General features: G+C 47.2%; 14 protein-coding genes. 8 read left to right on the forward strand and 6 right to left on the reverse strand.

Features of this window, described 5'->3' with window-relative positions; all coding sequences use genetic code 11:
• The first annotated feature begins 62 nt into the window (after positions 1-62).
• The 6 genes from NE536_RS00260 to NE536_RS00285 all read left to right on the forward strand — a co-directional run bounded on the left by NE536_RS00260 (position 63) and on the right by NE536_RS00285 (position 8,433).
• Positions 63-3,152: an amidohydrolase family protein gene (locus tag NE536_RS00260; protein WP_261271419.1), complete on the forward strand. Its 3,090-nt coding sequence runs from the start codon at positions 63-65 to the stop codon at positions 3,150-3,152.
• The gene (locus NE536_RS00265; protein ID WP_261271420.1) at positions 3,152-4,495 is read left to right on the forward strand and encodes an amidohydrolase family protein; all 1,344 of its coding nucleotides are present in this window, start codon (positions 3,152-3,154) and stop codon (positions 4,493-4,495) included. Before NE536_RS00260 ends, NE536_RS00265 begins: the two co-directional genes overlap by 1 nt.
• 78 nt (positions 4,496-4,573) lie before the next feature.
• Positions 4,574-4,954, forward strand: coding sequence for an Rcs stress response system protein RcsF (gene rcsF, locus NE536_RS00270; protein ID WP_006082342.1), 381 nt, complete (start codon positions 4,574-4,576; stop codon positions 4,952-4,954).
• A gap of 223 nt (positions 4,955-5,177) precedes the next feature.
• A complete protein-coding gene (gene tsaA, locus NE536_RS00275; protein WP_261271421.1) occupies positions 5,178-5,912 on the forward strand; it encodes a tRNA (N6-threonylcarbamoyladenosine(37)-N6)-methyltransferase TrmO in 735 nt (244 codons plus the stop codon).
• A complete protein-coding gene (locus tag NE536_RS00280) occupies positions 5,913-6,551 on the forward strand; it encodes an acyltransferase (RefSeq protein ID WP_261271422.1) in 639 nt (212 codons plus the stop codon).
• A gap of 166 nt (positions 6,552-6,717) precedes the next feature.
• Complete coding sequence (locus NE536_RS00285) at positions 6,718-8,433, forward strand: proline--tRNA ligase (protein ID WP_261271423.1); 1,716 nt, start codon at positions 6,718-6,720, stop codon at positions 8,431-8,433.
• 118 nt (positions 8,434-8,551) lie between these two features.
• On the opposite strand, the gene NE536_RS00290 is transcribed toward NE536_RS00285, so the two are convergent.
• On the reverse strand, positions 8,552-9,469 hold the full coding sequence (locus NE536_RS00290; RefSeq protein ID WP_342455064.1) for an AraC family transcriptional regulator: 918 nt from the start codon (positions 9,467-9,469) through the stop codon (positions 8,552-8,554).
• Between the two features lie 183 nt (positions 9,470-9,652).
• On the opposite strand from NE536_RS00290, the gene panB reads away from it, so the two are divergent.
• Positions 9,653-10,495: a 3-methyl-2-oxobutanoate hydroxymethyltransferase gene (panB, locus tag NE536_RS00295; RefSeq protein ID WP_261271425.1), complete on the forward strand. Its 843-nt coding sequence runs from the start codon at positions 9,653-9,655 to the stop codon at positions 10,493-10,495.
• 136 nt (positions 10,496-10,631) lie between these two features.
• Positions 10,632-11,771, forward strand: a complete 1,140-nt coding sequence (locus NE536_RS00300) for a patatin-like phospholipase family protein (RefSeq protein WP_226058904.1) — start codon at positions 10,632-10,634, stop codon at positions 11,769-11,771.
• Between the two features lie 84 nt (positions 11,772-11,855).
• On the opposite strand, the gene NE536_RS00305 is transcribed toward NE536_RS00300, so the two are convergent.
• From NE536_RS00305 to NE536_RS00325, 5 genes are all read right to left on the reverse strand, one after another.
• Complete coding sequence (locus NE536_RS00305) at positions 11,856-12,950, reverse strand: NADH:flavin oxidoreductase/NADH oxidase (RefSeq protein ID WP_261271426.1); 1,095 nt, start codon at positions 12,948-12,950, stop codon at positions 11,856-11,858.
• Positions 12,951-12,983: 33 nt separating this feature from the next.
• A complete protein-coding gene (rfbC, locus tag NE536_RS00310; RefSeq protein WP_226058906.1) occupies positions 12,984-13,523 on the reverse strand; it encodes a dTDP-4-dehydrorhamnose 3,5-epimerase in 540 nt (179 codons plus the stop codon).
• A complete protein-coding gene (rfbA, locus tag NE536_RS00315; protein WP_063884881.1) occupies positions 13,513-14,400 on the reverse strand; it encodes a glucose-1-phosphate thymidylyltransferase RfbA in 888 nt (295 codons plus the stop codon). Before rfbA ends, rfbC begins: the two co-directional genes overlap by 11 nt.
• A gap of 236 nt (positions 14,401-14,636) precedes the next feature.
• Positions 14,637-15,998: a sensor histidine kinase gene (locus NE536_RS00320; protein ID WP_261271427.1), complete on the reverse strand. Its 1,362-nt coding sequence runs from the start codon at positions 15,996-15,998 to the stop codon at positions 14,637-14,639.
• A complete protein-coding gene (locus NE536_RS00325) occupies positions 15,995-17,536 on the reverse strand; it encodes a DUF3369 domain-containing protein (RefSeq protein WP_261271428.1) in 1,542 nt (513 codons plus the stop codon). The genes NE536_RS00320 and NE536_RS00325 overlap by 4 nt, the downstream gene beginning before the upstream one ends.
• Positions 17,537-17,711: the final 175 nt, after the last annotated feature.

Below are 17,711 nucleotides of genomic sequence, written 5' to 3' on the forward strand. Positions count from 1 at the left end.
CCTTAGTATTTACATCTGCTTTCAGTTACTCTTTATTCACCCTCACTCGATTGAATAAAATAATGCAGATAAACAATAAGATAATTATAAGCTGCAGCATAATCGCTAGCTTAGTCTCACAGACCACATATGCCCAAATCAATACAGGGACAACCTCCAATAAACTCACGGCTTTTACCCATGCTGAATTAATCATTGCGCCGGGTAAGCGTTTAAGTGATGCCACTTTATTGGTTGAAAATAATCGAATTAAAGCCATTATTGAGCACGGTGACATTCCCGCTGGCGCATTTAAAATCGATTTGAGTGGTTATACTATTTACCCTGGATTTATCGATCCTTTCACCGATTATGGGATTGAGTTCGAATATCCAAAACTTGGGCTCACTCGCCCTGTCTATGATATTAAACGTATCGGCGGCAATGCGGACAATGGCGCAATTCATTCTGAAAAAGAATGGTTTAATTACGTTTATCCCAATAAAGAACGCGCTAAAGAGTGGATCAATAATGGTTTTACGAGTGTGCAAAGTAGCAAACTCGACGGAATCTTCCGAGGGACGGGTGTTAGCCTGTCATTAGCAGAAAAAACCGCCAATGAAGTGATTTATCGCGCCCGCAGTCAACCTTTTATGGCATTCGATAAAGGCTCATCTGAACAAGATTATCCGTCATCATTAATGGGCAGTATTGCACTTATTAGACAAACCTTTGCCGACGCCAATTGGTATAACCAAAATAAAAACAAATCAGCCAATGGCGCAATAAACAATCAAGTCGAATTTAATATCGCCTTTGAACGCTTAGATGATTTAACCGATAAGCAAATTATCTTTGAAACCAAAAATCTCAATGATCAATTGCGCGCCGCCCATTTACTCAAAGAACATAAACTGTCAGCCAATCTACTCGGTAATGGTCAAGAATACTCGCGCATCAATGAGTTAAAGGCGCTGAACTACCCGTTAATCTTGCCTTTAAACTATCCACAAGCACCTGATGTCGGGACAGATGATGCCGATCGCGAAGTGTCACTGGCGGATTTAAGACAGTGGGAACGTGCGCCAACCAATCCAGCAGAAGTTGCCAAAGCAGGTATTCCCTTCGCGCTAACGCAGTTTGGTATTAAGACAGATTCCTTCTGGCCGCGCCTGCGCCAAGCCATTACTCAAGGTTTGAGTGAAGAGCAAGCCTTAGCCGCACTGACCACCCAAGCCGCCGAGATGACAGGCACCGCCGATTTTACCGGCAAACTCGCTCCCGGTTACATGGCAGACTTTGTAGTCACTAAGGGCAATATTTTTAAAGAAGGCCAGATCTACAGTGTTTGGTTGCAAGGTCAGCAGCAAAGTCTTCGCTCACTGCCCCAAGCACGATTACTGGGCGATTATCAATTAAGCCTCAATAACCTCACGCTGGATTTATCGCTGCAAGATGCGAGCAAAGGTGATAAACCCAAAATCCAAGGCAGCTTAAGCAGTGGCGAGCAAAGTATCGCGCTCAGCCAACTTAAATTAGATGACGACGGTCGATTAAGCTTTACTGCCGATTTGAGCGCCGCGGGCATCAATGGTCTTAGCCGCTTTACGCTGTGGATGGCCGATGACGGCATTCAAGGTCGTATGGTCGATGCCAAGAGTCGCACCACAAATGTTGCTGGTATTGCGATAGCGCAAACTGCAGCGGTTGATAATGCCACTCAAGATGACCATCAAGCGCCCAAGGATAAAGCCAACACAAGCCTAGTAAGTCACCTCACCTTCCCTAACGTTGCTTATGGACTGAGCGAAGCACCTAAGGTCGAGAAGCTGCACATCAAAAATGCCACCCTGTGGACCTCGGATAAGCAAGGCATTCTCGAACATGCAGATCTCTTGATGGCCAATGGCCGCATCGAAAAAATTGGCCAGCAACTCAGTACGCCTTCTGGTTATCAAGTCCTCGATGCAACAGGTAAACATCTTACTGCGGGCATTATTGATGAACACTCGCATATCGCCATTAATGGTGGCACTAACGAAGGCACGGATGCTGTGACCTCTGAAGTACGCATTGGCGATATTATTAATCCCGAGGATATTTCAATCTATCGGGCCTTAGCGGGTGGCGTCACCAGCGCACAATTACTCCACGGCAGCGCCAATCCTATTGGCGGCCAATCGCAACTGATCAAAATGAAATGGGGTGAGCCAGCCGAACAACTCAAATTTGCTAACGCGCCCGCCAGTATCAAGTTTGCTTTAGGTGAAAACGTCAAACAGAGTAATTGGGGCGAGAAATTTGTGCAGCGCTTCCCGCAAACGCGTATGGGAGTCAAAGCCTTATTTGAAGAGACCTTCGATGCCGCCATCGCCTATGAGAATGCGTTAAAAGCCTATGATGATCTGCGCTCCAGCGATAAGAAAAAAACCGTCGCACCGCGCCCAAGTTATCGCCTGCAGGCTGTGGCCGAAGTAATAAATCAGCAACGTGATGTGCACATTCACTCCTATGTGCAGTCAGAAATCCTGATGTTTATCCGCTTAGCTGAGGCTTATCACTTTAAAGTGCAAACCTTTACACATGTGCTCGAAGGTTACAAAGTGGCGAGTGAACTGGCCGCCCATGGCGCTGGCGCATCGACCTTTGCCGATTGGTGGGCCTATAAGTTTGAGGTGTACGACGCAATTCCACAAAACGCGTGTTTGATGCAAAACAAAGGCGTGACCACCAGCATAAACTCAGACGACTATGAAATGCAGCGCAGACTCAACCAAGAAGCGGCTAAGTCTATGATGTATTGCAATATGTCGAAGGAAGATGCTTGGAACATGGTCACTATTAATCCGGCCAAGCAATTAAGAGTCGATGAATTGGTGGGTTCACTCACCTCAGGGAAAATGGCCGATATCGTGCTGTGGAACGCAGAGCCTCTGTCGATTTACGCCAAAGTGACACAGGCATGGGTTGAAGGAAAACGCTACTTTGACCGCGATCAAGACCAAATTGCCCAGCAAGCGGTCGTCAACGAGCGCGCCGCACTTATCCAAAAAATTCTCAGCAGTGATGATCAAGCCAAAGCGGGTGAAAAAGTCACGCCACTTAACGAGCCACAGTGGCACTGCGACACCCACTATCAAGCATGGGGCCACACTCATGAGGGAGCCAAATAATGCAACATTCATCTAAACCCGTTTTGTTTGCGGCGCTACTGGGCGCGATTTGCACCACGCTGGCCCCAGCGATGGCAAGCGATATCGTGCCAACACCTAAACAAAGTCGCAGCGTACTGATTAAAAACGCCACAGTGCACACAGTCAGTCAAGGCGTGCTCAGCAACACTGATGTCTTGATTGAAAATGGCAAAATCACGGCCGTTGGGCCTCAACTCACCAGCCAAGCCAACAGTGCAACCGCAGAAACCAGTGACACTCAAGTCGTCGATGCTAGCGGTAAACACTTGTATCCGGGCTTAATTGCCCTCGATACCAGCTTGGGCTTAGTTGAAATTGAAATGAGCCGCCCCACGGTCGATAACGCCGAGGTGGGTTATATCAATCCGCAGATCAGCACAGCCACAGCTTACAATGCGGATTCGGAGCTGATCCCGACCATACGGTTCAACGGCATTACCCACGCGCAAATCGTCCCGAGCGGCGATGGTATTGCTGGCCAATCGGTACTAGTGGATCTCGATGCGTGGACGATTGAGGATGCACTGACACCCAGTGCAGGACAGTTCCATGTCTACTGGCCGCAAATTAAACGCATGCCAGAAGATGAAAAAAAGAAAGCCAAAGCCATCGAGAAAAATCAGCAAGCAATCGACCAGCTCAATATCGCCTTTGAGGATGGTTATCGCTATTTCTTAAGTGATAAGGCCAGCGGTAAAGACAACAAGGATGAAGATCCACAGTCTGCAACCAACAACCTGCGCTGGCAGGCCATGTTGCCGCTATACCAAGGTAAAGCGACACTGTTTGCCCATGCCGACAGTGTTGGTCAAATTGAGCAAGTGATTGCCCTGACAAAAAAATACCAATTCAAATTGGTAATTGTCGGCGGATACGATGCATGGCGTTTGGCCTCAAGCCTGAGGGAGGTTAAGGCGGGGGTCATTTATCCTCATACCTTGAGTCTGCCTAAGCGTAAAGATGAACCCGTGGACTTGCCCTTTAAAATCCCCTCCTTGCTCGCCAATGCCGGAATTCCCTTCGCCCTCGGGTTCTCATCGGACTGGAACAGCCGTAACTTACCCTATGCAGCAGGTTATAGCGCCGCCTATGGTTTAACGCCTGAGCAAGCGCTTAAGTCCATCACCTTAGATGCCGCAAAACTGTTAGGTGTCGAGGATTTAGGGGCGATTGCCGTGGGATACCAAGGCAGTGTTGTATTGTCCGAGGGAGACATTCTCGACCCTATGACCAATAAGATTGAGGCTATCTGGATTGAAGGACGGCAGATAGATCTGAATAATCGCCATCAGCAGCTTTATCAAAAGTACCTTAAGCGGTAGAATTTACTCAGATAATAATATCGCATCGGCGCAGCCTACCAGGGCTGCGCAGTTTTCTCCTCAATCTCAGGTCAAACCATGAAAATTATCCTCTCAAGTGCATTAGTGCTACTGCTCAGTGCCTGTGCAAGCGACTACAGTTTTAACAGTAATTTGGACGGTGAGGCGATTAATGACTATTTCAAGGCATCCGATGTCACCCTCTATGAAGGCGATACCTTGCCAAAAGGTCATTATGAATTAAAAGGTTTGGTCCAAGGGGAATCCTGTCAGGCCGATGTCAACAGCGTACCTGCGTCATTAGCCGATGCCAGAACCGAAGCCCGCCGTAACGCCGCAGATAAAGGTGCTAACGGCATTATCATCAAACAATGTGTGATGTTAGATGAAGCCGCGCAAGGTTGTATCAGCCGCGCCCTGTGCGTAGGCCAAGCAGTTAAAACGGCTACCGCAGAGTAAATCCCACGCGAGCAACACACTGCTCGCGATTCGATGATCTGAGATTGCCCGTATCAACCGCTTAATGGCTGATGTTCCATGAGCAAGGATTCATGGCTAACGCTGCATAATTAGCGCTCAAAGATGAGCCTTAATGATGAGCCTTAATGATGAGCCTTAATGATGAGCTTAGAATGATGAACTTAGGCGGTTATGATACTTACCCTTTTAGGTAATTTTTTGCATGACATTTACCAACCAAATTGTCGCAGTAGCGACCTGCCGCACCCCCTATAAACAAAAGTTTGGCATTCCAAGACAACCCGGACTCGTTGAGGCTCGCGGCTATGTCGAACTCGAACCCCATGTCAATCATATCGATGCGGTGCGTGGCATAGAGCAATATTCCCATCTCTGGTTGCTATTTTGCTTCCATGAAAATCTTGCCCAAGGTTGGAAAACCACAGTGCGGCCGCCGCGATTAGGCGGCAATGAAAAACTCGGCGTATTCGCCACTCGCTCCACTTTTCGCCCCAATGGCATTGGTCAGTCTGTGGTAAAACTGCACGGCGTAGTGCAGCGCAAGGGCAAAGTTTGCCTCGAAATTTCCGGTATGGATCTGGTCGATGGCACGCCCATTATCGATATTAAGCCTTACATTCCTTTCTCGGATTCGATTACCGATGCAGTCGGCGGCATTGCTCAAGACGCCCCAAAACTGATTTCAGTGGTGTATTCCGATAATGCCAAGGCACAGATTGAACGTTACGCCCAGCTGGAAACCTACACAGATTTAGCCGTGCTTATCCGCGGAGTCTTGGGTCAAGATCCACGCCCCGCCTATAAAAAAGCCAAAGAAGATCCTAAGTTATACCAAGTCGCCCTCTATGATTTAGATGTATTTTGGCAAATGGCAGTCGATGATAATGACCAAGAATATATCTTGGTACTGGAACTCAAACCGGGGAAATGTGGCTAAATGTCTATGCCTAGCTCAGAACCAGCATCTTTGCCTGATTATCAAAGCCAGCATAAAAAGCGGCTCTCTTGGATGCCGTGGCTGTATTTCTCTTTAAAAGAGAAACATTTAGTCTGGGCAAAACCTTGGCAGGATGATATTCAAGCAAGACTTTGTTCCCTCGAAACGGTCAACATCGGCGAGCATTGTTTTATCGCCCCCGAAGCGCAATTATTTGCCGAACCCAATCGCGATATCCGCATGGGTAATCGCTGCATGATCGCCGCCGACTGTTTTTTACACGGGCCCATCACGCTAGGGGATGAAGTGGCGATTAATCATGGTTGCTCCTTCGATGGCGGCAGAGTCGGTATTCAAATTGGCAGCCAGACCCGCATCGCCAATAATGTCACTATTTATGCCTTCAACCATGGCATGGCGCCAGATACGCCCATCTATCAACAAGCTGCCAACTCCAAAGGCATTGTTATTGGCAAAGATGTGTGGATTGGCGCTCAGGTCGGCATAGTCGATGGTGTGACCATTGGCGATCACGCTGTGGTGGGTATGGGTAGCATAGTGACGAAAGATGTGCCCGACTGGGCGATAGTGGCTGGCAACCCTGCCAAAGTGATTGGCGATAGGCGCGATAAAAGCTAAATCGGCTGGTACAAATCGCCGATAAAATCGCTTTCCTTTGCCTCAGTAATCTTCTCAAAAATGCTATTTGTCTCCCAGCTAGTTGAATTTAACCTAAATACGTAGGTGACATCATCAAAGCAGGTGATAAAATGGCGACCATTCAACTCAAATTTGGACATCGGTAATGCGCGTCAGCAAGTACCTGCTATCAACACAGAAAGAAACTCCTGCCAACGCAGAAGTCATTAGTCATCAATTAATGTTACGTGCGGGCATGATCCGTCGTAATGCGTCGGGCCTTTATAGCTATCTCCCCACGGGCTTACGCGTACTGCGTAAAGTCGAAGCCATTGTTCGTGAAGAAATGAACAAAGCCGGTGCAATTGAAATTCTAATGCCTATGGTGCAACCGGCAGACTTGTGGGTAGAAACAGGTCGTTGGGAAAAGTTTGGTCCCGAGCTGCTGCGCTTTAAAGATCGCCACAATCGCGACTTCGTACTGGGCCCAACCCACGAAGAAGTGATCACCGATCTCATTCGTAAAGAAGTCAGCTCATACAAGCAGTTACCGCTAAACCTTTACCAAATCCAAACCAAATTCCGTGACGAAGTTCGCCCACGTTTTGGCATGATGCGCTCACGCGAATTCTTGATGAAAGACGCCTACTCTTTCCACCTTGACGTCGATACCATGAATGAAACCTATGAGGCCATGTACAACGCCTATAGCAACATTCTAACGCGCATGGGCTTAGCCTTCCGTCCAGTATTAGCTGACACAGGTTCTATCGGTGGCAGCATGTCACACGAATTCCACGTGCTAGCGCAAAGCGGTGAAGATTTAATTGCTTACTCAACGGGTAGCGATTACGCGGCTAACATCGAGAAAGCTGAATCACCAGTGCCTACTGAGCCTCGCGGCGCAGCCACTGAAGAATTGCGTTTAGTCGATACCCCAAATGCGAAGACCATTGCGGAATTAGTTGAGCAGTTTGGTTTGGATATCACTAAAACAGTCAAAACCTTGATCGTAGTCGGTGCAACCGAAGCCGCTCCGCTAGTGGCGTTAATCGTTCGTGGCGACCATGAACTCAACGAAGTCAAAGCCGACAAGTTAGATTTAGTCGCATCACCATTGGAAATGGCGCCAGAAGCCCTAATACGTGACGCCATTGGCGCAGGTCCAGGTTCACTTGGCCCTATCGGTCTTAAAATCCCTATCGTTATCGATCACAGCGTTAGCGTCATGAGCGATTTTGCCGCCGGTGCTAACGTTGATGACCAACACTATTTTGGTATCAACTGGGAACGCGATCTGCCGACAGCGCAAGTTGCCGACATCCGTAACGTAGTCGAAGGCGAGCCAACACCTGATGGTTCAGGCACTTATGCTATGGCACGCGGTATCGAAGTGGGCCATATTTTCCAACTGGGCACTAACTATTCTAAATCGATGAACGCGACTGTACTTGACGAAAATGGCAAGTCACAGGTGCTACTGATGGGTTGTTACGGTGTCGGCGTGAGCCGTATTGTGGCAGCAGCCATCGAACAAAACTTCGATGACCGTGGCATCATTTGGCCAGAAGCGATTGCACCATTTAGCGTGGGCATTCTGCCAATGAACATGCACAAATCGCACCGCGTCACCGATATCGCCGAGCAGTTATACAAAGACTTAAACGAAGCGGGTATCGAAGTGTTATTGGATGATCGTAAAGAGCGTCCAGGCGTGATGTTCGCCGATATGGAACTGATTGGTATCCCACATACAGTGGTGATTGGCGATCGCAATATCGATGCTGGCGTATTTGAATATAAAAACCGCCGCACAGGTGAAAAACAAGATATTCCATTCGATCAACTGCTCGACTTCCTGAAAAACGCAGTCAAAGGCTAAGCCTCAACGCGAAATCTAGAAAAGTTTAACGATCAAAACGAAACGCACTTAAGCCCAGCTTAAGTGCGTTTTTTATTGGCTTGTTATTGGACTTTTATTGACCCATTGACTCGCGACATTACTTTTTTATCTGTGGCTGTTTATCTTTATATTTTTGGCACTGTACTTTTGGCAAGGTACTTTGCGCTAACAAATATTGACTCGGAGCAACACCCATTAACTGTCTGAACATATACCCAAAGGCTGAACCCGAGGCATAACCTAAGGATAACGCTGTGGTGAGCACAGATTCACCTCGGCTGAGCATTTGAATCGCCACCTGCAATCTAAGCCTTTGCAGCCATTGGCTATAAGTCAGCCCTGTTTGCTGTTTAAATAATCTCGCTAACGTGCGAGCCAAGGCGCCGACCTCCCGCTGCCAATCCACTAAAGTGCGCTGTTCGCTCGGATCCGCAAGCAAAGCCTCGGTAATGCGCAGTAATTTTTTATCCCTTGGATAAGGTAAATCCAAGGCGACCTTAGGCGCGAGCACCATAAAGTCACGGATCACCATCAAGAGGCGCATAACGCTATCCTTAAAATCGGGATCAATCAGCCCAGCCTCACTCTTCATCAAGGCATTAGCCTCTTGCAGTAGCAACTGCAAAACAGGCTTCACACTCAGACAAGTGCAGTCGGGTGGAAACCCGCCTATCTGGGTGTCATCCAAATACAGACTGCTCAATTGCACCTGACTTAGCGCGATAACCTCATGTTCGACAAAGGGCGGCACCCACACCGCTTGTTCAGGTGGCACTATGTAACGCCCCGCAGGCGTAATCACACTCAACACGCCTTGGCTGGCATAAATGACCTGCCCCCAAGAATGACTATGGCGCTGCACATGTTCAAACGGCTTGAGCGCTCGCTTAAGCAACTTGATGGAGGCACTTAGCCCTACGGCGGCTAAACGTGATGGCGCCACCTGAGTATGCTGAGTGATATGCTGCTGGGATAAATGCGTGTCGCTGGCTTGATTCAAGGTGTTATCGCCCAAGGTGATTTTTATATCGAAGCTTCTTTTCGTATTAGCGTGCCTCTCAATTTGACAACGCTAATTTAGCAACGTCTTTTATTTTAAGAAATGTCTTTTTATCTAGACATTAAGTCAATCTATCGAGCGAATACCAAAGCTGCAAGCGCTAACATGCCTTCTCAGATTTAACAGATTGGAGATGACATGAGCATCCACATGAATCAAAACCGCGTCACGCCCGTGACCTTACAGAAAATGAAAGGTAAACCCCCCATAGTTGCCCTCACCGCCTATGAAAAGCCGATGGCAGAACTTATCGATCCCCATGTGGATATGATTATCGTCGGCGACTCCGTCGGTATGGTGGTTTATGGGCAAGACTCTACACTAGGGGTTACCTTAGAAATGATGATTAATCATGGTCTTGCTGTCACTCGCGGCGCAGCACATGCCTGCGTGATTATCGATATGCCCTTTGGGAGTTATCAAGAATCGCCTCAGCAAGCCTTTAGACATGCCAGCCAAGTATTAATACGTACTGGCGCGCAGGCGGTAAAACTCGAAGGGGGCGCAGAGATGCTCGACACCACTCGCTTTTTAACCCAGCGAGGCATCCCTGTGATGCCACACATAGGATTGATGCCACAACACGTCAATCAATTAGGTGGATTTAAAACCCAAGCAAGGGATGCTGCCGCCATCGAAGCCCTCGTTCGTTTAGCGAAAGACTTTGAGCAGGCTGGCGCTTTTAGCATACTGATTGAAGGCACATCCGAGCTCGCGGCGCGCACAGTAACGGCAGAAGTCTCAATCCCCGTAATCGGCATTGGCGCCTCACCCGCCTGCGATGGCCAAGTGCTCGTGACTGAGGATATTTTAGGCTTATTTTCTGACTACACGCCTAAATTTGCCAAACGCTATATCGACCTAAGCCCCTTAATCACTCACGCCTGCGCCGAATACGCCAGAGAAGTGAGAACCGCTGAGTTTCCAACAGCAGAGCATTGTTTTGGCCTCAGCCAAACGACCAAGGTTACAGCGGATTAATTGTCTAAAACGAAATATTGCAGCAATCGAATAAACTATAAATCGAAATTTACAACTAATTGAGTCTATCGACTTGCTTTTTATAGGGGGGCGTTGCTTTAATAAAACTATTAAAACAATAAATTGAGTCTGAAGATTGCCTACATCAACTGCATTAGTCTTAGGTGGCGGCGGCGCAAGAGCCGCCTATCAAGTCGGCGTGCTAAAAGCACTGGTTCAGCTTTATCCGCGTAATCATGGCATTCCCTTTAAAATCATTTGTGGCACCTCGGCAGGTGCCATTAATGGCACCTCTATAGCCACCCATGCTTCCTGTTTTCATCTTGGCGTCAAAAAGCTTGAATGGGTGTGGCGCCATTTTGAGACTCGCAAAGTGTATCGCGCATCCATCACAGGCGTGCTTGGCCACCTTGGTAAAATGGCTCTCAAAGGCATGCAGGACGATAAGGTTAATACCGACGCTGGCAGTCTGCTCGATAACGATCCACTCCGAAAACTGCTCAATGAATTAATCGATTTTAAACGCATCGATCGTAATATTCGCAGCGGCGCACTCACCGCACTCAGCGTCGATGCCTCTTGCTACAACAACTCACGCTCAGTAAGTTTTTTCCAAGCTTCACGGGATATCGAAAACTGGACCCGCGCTAGACGCAGCGGCGAACGTATGATGCTCAACACTGAGCACCTACTCGCCAGTTCGGCCATCCCTATGGTGTTTCCCTCGATTAAACTCAACCAAGCCTATTATGGCGATGGCTCGGTCCACCAGCTGGCACCGCTCTCAAGTCCTATCCATTTAGGCGCCGAAAAACTCTTAGTCATTAACTTAGAGAGTCCACATAAGCATTTCCCAATGGAACTGGAATATCACCCGAAAACGGCATCCATAGCGGGCCATCTGCTCGATACTATCTTTTCCGACACTTTAAACAGCGACCTTGAACGACTCGAAAGGATCAATAACACCTTAAGCCTGATCCCCGAGTCAAGCCGTAACAAACTGGCCTTGCATCCTATTAAAACCTTAGTCATCAAACCCAGCGAAGACCTCAGCAAAATTGCCGCCCGCTTCTACGATGACATGCCATGGGCAGTAAAAACCTTACTCGGTTTTATTGGTATAGATAGACAATCAGATTCTAGTATCGTGTCCTACCTATTATTTGAAAAAACCTACACCAGCGCGTTGATCGACCTAGGCTACAAAGATGCCATGGAGCAAATCGACGAACTTAAAGCCTTTTTTGGTTTAGACCAAAATCCATCATCTTAAGAACATAACTGAAATTCCCAATGGGTATTTGGTACCTTAACATTCTAAAATCATGCTAAGTCACCCTAAGTAATACCCGGCGCTCTACTCTATTGGTGACTTGATCCCATGGGGCGATGAGCGTAAATACTGTGGCGGCGCTTTAACAGTTGCACCTAATGTTGCAGCGGCATGCCAAGGCCAATGGGGGTCATAGAGCATAGTGCGAGCAAGCGCGATAGCATCGGCCTGCCCTTGTGCCAAAATCGTTTCCGCTTTATTAGCGTCTGTAATTAATCCCACGGCAATCACAGGTGTGTTTACCTCACCTTTAATGGCTTCGGCAAAAGGCACTTGAAAGTGCTCAGCGACAGGGATTTGTTGCAGCGGACTTAACCCGCCAGTACTCACATGAATAAAATCGCAACCTCTGCTCTCTAATGCTTTTGCCAACACTAGGCTTTGGGCTAAATCCCAACCACCCTCGACCCAATCGGTTGCCGAAATCCGCACACCGAGTGCCATTTTAGGCGATATCACAGCCTTAATGGCATCAAACACGGCCAACAACAAGCTCAGTCGATTCTCTAAACTGCCACAATATTTATCGGTACGTTGATTCGATAACGGAGATAAAAATTGGTGTAACAAATAACCGTGGGCAGCATGAATTTCAATCGCATCAAGCCCTAATCGTTCGGCTCTTTGCGCCGAACTGACAAATGCCAAGATAAGCTCATCAATTTCATCAAATGTCATCGCACTCGGTAATGCAGTGCCTTCATTAAAGGCCTGCGCGGAAGGCGCTATCGTCTGCCAACCGTTATGTTCGTCGGGTGCAATAGCGCCACCACCTTCCCAAGGTTTTCGAGTTGATGCTTTACGCCCCGCATGGGCAAGCTGTATCGCCATCGGCATATTTGAGTATTTACGGATAGACTTGAGGGTTTTATCTAAGGCGGCTTCCGTTTTGTCATCCCATAGGCCTAAATCTGCATAGGAAATTCGGCCATTGGGCAGAACGGCGGTAGCCTCTAAAATGAGCATTCCCGCGCCCGATAACGCCATGCTCCCTAAATGAATCGTATGCCAATCGGTTGCTTGGCCGTTTTCAGCCGAATACTGACACATGGGCGCGATAATAATGCGGTTCGCTAACTCAAGTTGACCTAAGGTTAAAGGCGAAAATAATAAACTCATTGTCATTCCTTTTAATACAAACCGTGATTGGCTTTATGATGGTGAACTGGCGATGCTATCTCGCGTGGATAAAATCGGTGCAGTAATTAATGGCCAATCAATGGCAAACTCAGCACTGTTCCAAGCGACAACGCTTTCATCTTCAGGATCATAGTATTGGGTACATTGATAAATAACCTCAGCATAATCACTGAGAACATAAAAACCGTGAGCAAAGCCCGGTGGGATCCACATTTGCAGATGATTCTCTGCAGATAGCACTCGCCCAACCCATTTCCCATAGGTGGCCGAGTCGGGCCTTATATCGACGGCCACATCAAAAATGCTCCCTGCACAGACCCGCACTAACTTACCCTGCGGTTTACGCCGTTGAAAATGCAAGCCTCGCAGGACATTACGTTGCGAACGGCTGTGATTCTCCTGCACGAACACACATGACTCGAATCCCCGCTGTGCAAAGCAGGCATCAAAATAGGATTGCCTAAACGTCTCCATAAAGAAACCGCGTTCATCCCCAAAGACTTGCGGTTCAAACACTAGCACTTCGGCTAACTCAGTTGTGCTACATTTCATCAAAAACCTGCTTATCGAGTAAGCCGAGCAAATACTCACCATAACCACTTTTGAGTAAAGGCTGAGCTAATTCAACTAATTGCTGCGCATTGATCCAACCGCTGCGAAATGCAGTCTCTTCTGGGCAATTGATCTTTAGACCTTGTCGTTTCTCAATGGCGGCAACAAATTGTGTCGCCTCGGCCATCGCATCCGGCGTGCCAGTATCTAACCAAGCTGTCCCCCGCCCAAGAATATCAACGCGCAATTCTCCCAAGGCTAAATAACGAGTGATAACATCGACAATCTCTAACTCGCCCCTTGCCGAAGGTAAAACCGTTTTTGCAAATGCGGCCGCGCGGCCGTCAAAAAAGTACAACCCAGGCATAGCGTAACGAGAGCGTGGATGTTGAGGTTTTTCTTCAATAGAAAGCACCTTACCTGCACCATCAAACTCAACGACACCGTAAGCGTTAGGATTCGCCACATGGTAACCAAAAACGGTCGCCCCAGCTTGGGCTTGCCAAGCATATTGCAAATTTGCCGCTAAGTGCTGACCATAGAATAGATTATCCCCAAGAATAAGCGCACATGCTTCACCCGCTAAAAATGGCTCAGCAATGATGAGCGCTTGCGCCAATCCCTTCGGAGAGGCTTGCTCGGCATATTGCAGCTTAAGTCCCCAATGACTGCCATCGCCGAGTAATGCATGGAATAGCGGCAAATCGTGGGGAGTGCAAATAATCAATATATCCCGAATATCAGCCTGCATCAGGGTGACAAGTGGATAATAAATCATAGGTTTATCGTAAATGGGCAGTAATTGCTTACAGACAACCTGCGTCATAGGATAAAGACGCGAGCCAGTACCGCCCGCCAGTAAAATGCCTTTTCTCATTGAAATATTTAAGATTGATAAGCTAGGTGAAGTGTCCAGATTGTAGCATATAAAAGACGACGAGCCGGAAGAACGGATGACAGCAGATGAGTCAGTCGATTAACGAAAATAATGGCGCAATAGCCGTTTGCATTCCAAGCACTAAAAGCCATTCAGCTTCAGTAAGATGGAGAATCCTCTATTCAATAAAGACAAGTGCATTTGCTGAACCTAGCGCTCACCAATCTTCGCCCTTGCTACTGCTCAGGGATCAGCATCTCAATACGTAACCCCTGATTTGGCGCAGAGAAGAGTGAAACATTACCATTAAGCTTTTGGGTGACCAGATTATAAATAATCGACATCCCCAAACCTGTGCCACCACTTTGGCGCGCCGTGGTGAAAAAAGGCTCGAATGCTTTGGCTTTCACTTCATCGGACATGCCGATGCCATTGTCTTGATACGTCATCTTGATTCGTGATCCCTCCTTTTCAACCACAATGACAATTTGTTTATCTCCAACAAAATCATCAGGGAAAGCGTGGCGAAAACTGTTAGCGACTAAATTGGTAAAGATCTGAGCGATCGCTCCTGGGTAAGAATCAATGAAAATATTGTCATCGAGTTCAACTTTTAAGGTGATGTTTTTCTTACGCATTAAGGGCTTTAACGAACTAAAAATTTGGAAAATATAATTCTTTAAATTAAAGCGCTCACGTTCCAATATCGATTGATCTGCGGCAGTGCGTTTAAAGTTATGAACAAGTTCTGCGGCGCGGGAAAGATTACGCTCAATTAAACATAAACCGTCCTGCATTGTATTGATAAAACTGACAAACTTATCTTCATCGAGATCGTTTTTCTCGAATGACCCTTTTAGTAGCGATAACTCATCCAAACAATGGGTCACGGATGTTACCGCGATACCCAGCGGCGTATTCACCTCGTGGGCCACACCGGCGACTAAACTACCTAATGCGGCCATTTTTTCATTTTCAATTAAGTGCTTTTGGGTCGATTTTAAGGTCGATAGGGCCGTCTCGAGTTCCGTTGTTCGCAGTTGAACTTGATGCTCCAAATCGGTATTGATGAGTTTGAGCTGTTGTTGGTATTCGAGGATCTCTTTAGCACTCATGGCTCGGCCAAAGAGATCGGCCAGTGCCGAAGCAAATGCCTTTTCATCCCGCGTCCATTCCCTCGCCTCACCTTGATGCTCAGAACAAATGATCCCCACCATTTTGCCGTGGTGACGAATGGGGCTATCTAGCATAGAGGTGATCTGATTCGGTTTCAGGTAGGTTTCAACAAACTCTTTGGTGGCGGGATCGGTTTGGGCATTATTGGCGACAATAGTGCGCTCATTATCGAGTAGGCTGAAATAATGGGGAAACTGCGTGCGAGTGAGCACTAACGCTTCTTGTGGCTGTTGGTGGTCGAGTAAATAATAACAAGCGATAGTCTGATTATCCTGACCAAACAACCAAATGCCCGCCCGCGTGATCTGTAATCCCTTACAGATTGAACTCACAATAAGTTGTGATGCTTGAATGAGATCGCCCTCATCAATAACCTGAGACTTACTGACATCAAATAGGATTCGATCAAGCATTCGGGTCATAGCGGTTCGTCCGGAATATGAATATGTAGGGAGGCAAACGCATCTAACAGTTTTAAACTCGCTTCACACAATACGGGGTCAAACTGCTTACCCGATTGCGCCAAAATATACTCTCGTACCGCATCGACTGACCACGCATCTTTATAACTGCGCTTGGAAAGCAACGCATCAATCACATCGACAATCGCCATGAGTCGGCCTTCAATGGGGATTTCTTCCTTAGCAATTCCACGGGGATACCCTTGCCCATCCCAACGTTCATGGTGGGTATAAGCAATTCGGGCACCCATTTTGGCAATAATACGATTTGAGCCTGCGAGCAAGTTATAGCCTTTCTCGGCATGGGTTTGCATGATGGCCCATTCCTCGGCATCAAGCTTGCCTGGCTTATGTAAGATACTCTCTGGGATACCTATTTTACCTACATCGTGCAAAGGCGCGGCGTAACGAATCGTTTCAATAAAGTCGGCGTTCATGCCAATGGCAATCGCGAGCATTTCAGTCATGCGCGCAACCCGGCGTACATGGGCTCCGGTCTCTTTACTGCGCTGCTCAATGGCATCGCCTATGATTAAAATCAGCTCCCTTTGTGTTTGCTGTACATTTTCACGGCCCGACAAATTCTCGAAGGTTAAGCTCACATTCGCCGCAAATAGCTCAAGAATACTGACTTGAAAATCCGTTAACTTAGTGTCGTGTTGCAAATATAAAATACTGGTGACATGGCCACTTAGCTCATAAAATCCAACGTAAATATTGTCACGCACGAGCGAAGTTCTTAGCGCAATAGCCTCAATAATATACTCACGTACATCCCCTGGTAGCGTCTCAACGCTGCCACCTTCACAGTAACTGACCATATCGCCCGTGGCGGCCAGTAGGTTCATTTGGGTATCGAGGTAAAGGTCTTGATGGTAACTCGTGAGATACAGGGCTGAGCTTTCAAGATTGAGTAACTGCAGGGTCTGTTCGAGTACCGCACTGCCAAAATTATGCAATGTATGGCTTTTAAGCACAGAGGTAGAGGCGGCAATGACTTTCTCCATCCCCTTTTGGCTTTGCTCGATAATTTTAATATCGCGATAGGAACGCAGTGAAGTATAGACACAAGACTTAAGCCGAGCCGCGGTAAGTTCTGTTTTGGCTTTGTAATCATTGATATCAAAATCCCGAATCACTTGTTCTTCTGGTGCCTGTCCCGGCTGACCTGTGCGTAAAATGATGCGGGTGCTGTGATTATTTAATTCAGTACGGATTTTTTGAACCAGCTCTAATCCGGCATGGTCGGTTTCCATGACCACATCAATAAAAGCCAATGCGATATCTGTTTCGGTTTGAAGTAATGCTAAACCTTCAGCGGCGCTGTAACAGGAATAGAACTGTAATACCCGATTATCTAAGGTCAGATTTTTTAGGGCAAATCGAGTCACCTCATGGATCCCAGGCTCATCATCAATAATGGCAACTTTCCAAATGCCTTGTTTAGGCTTATGGGATGTATCCTCGATAACATCAGCACTTTTCTTAAATAACGCCACAGAACCACCGTCTACGATGAATAGTTAAGCTTTAGTATAGATTCAATCTCGAAAGTGACTAGTTTCAAAGGATAAATTATCATCTTATTGGTCACAGACTTTAGGCTAACAACTAACACTCACGCCACTTAGAACACACACAAGTACAACTTAAGTTATTGTTATAAAATAGAAA

Origin of the sequence: Shewanella septentrionalis, assembly GCF_025370265.1 — a bacterium.
In the GTDB taxonomy this organism is placed as follows: Bacteria; Pseudomonadota; Gammaproteobacteria; order Enterobacterales; family Shewanellaceae; genus Shewanella; species Shewanella hafniensis.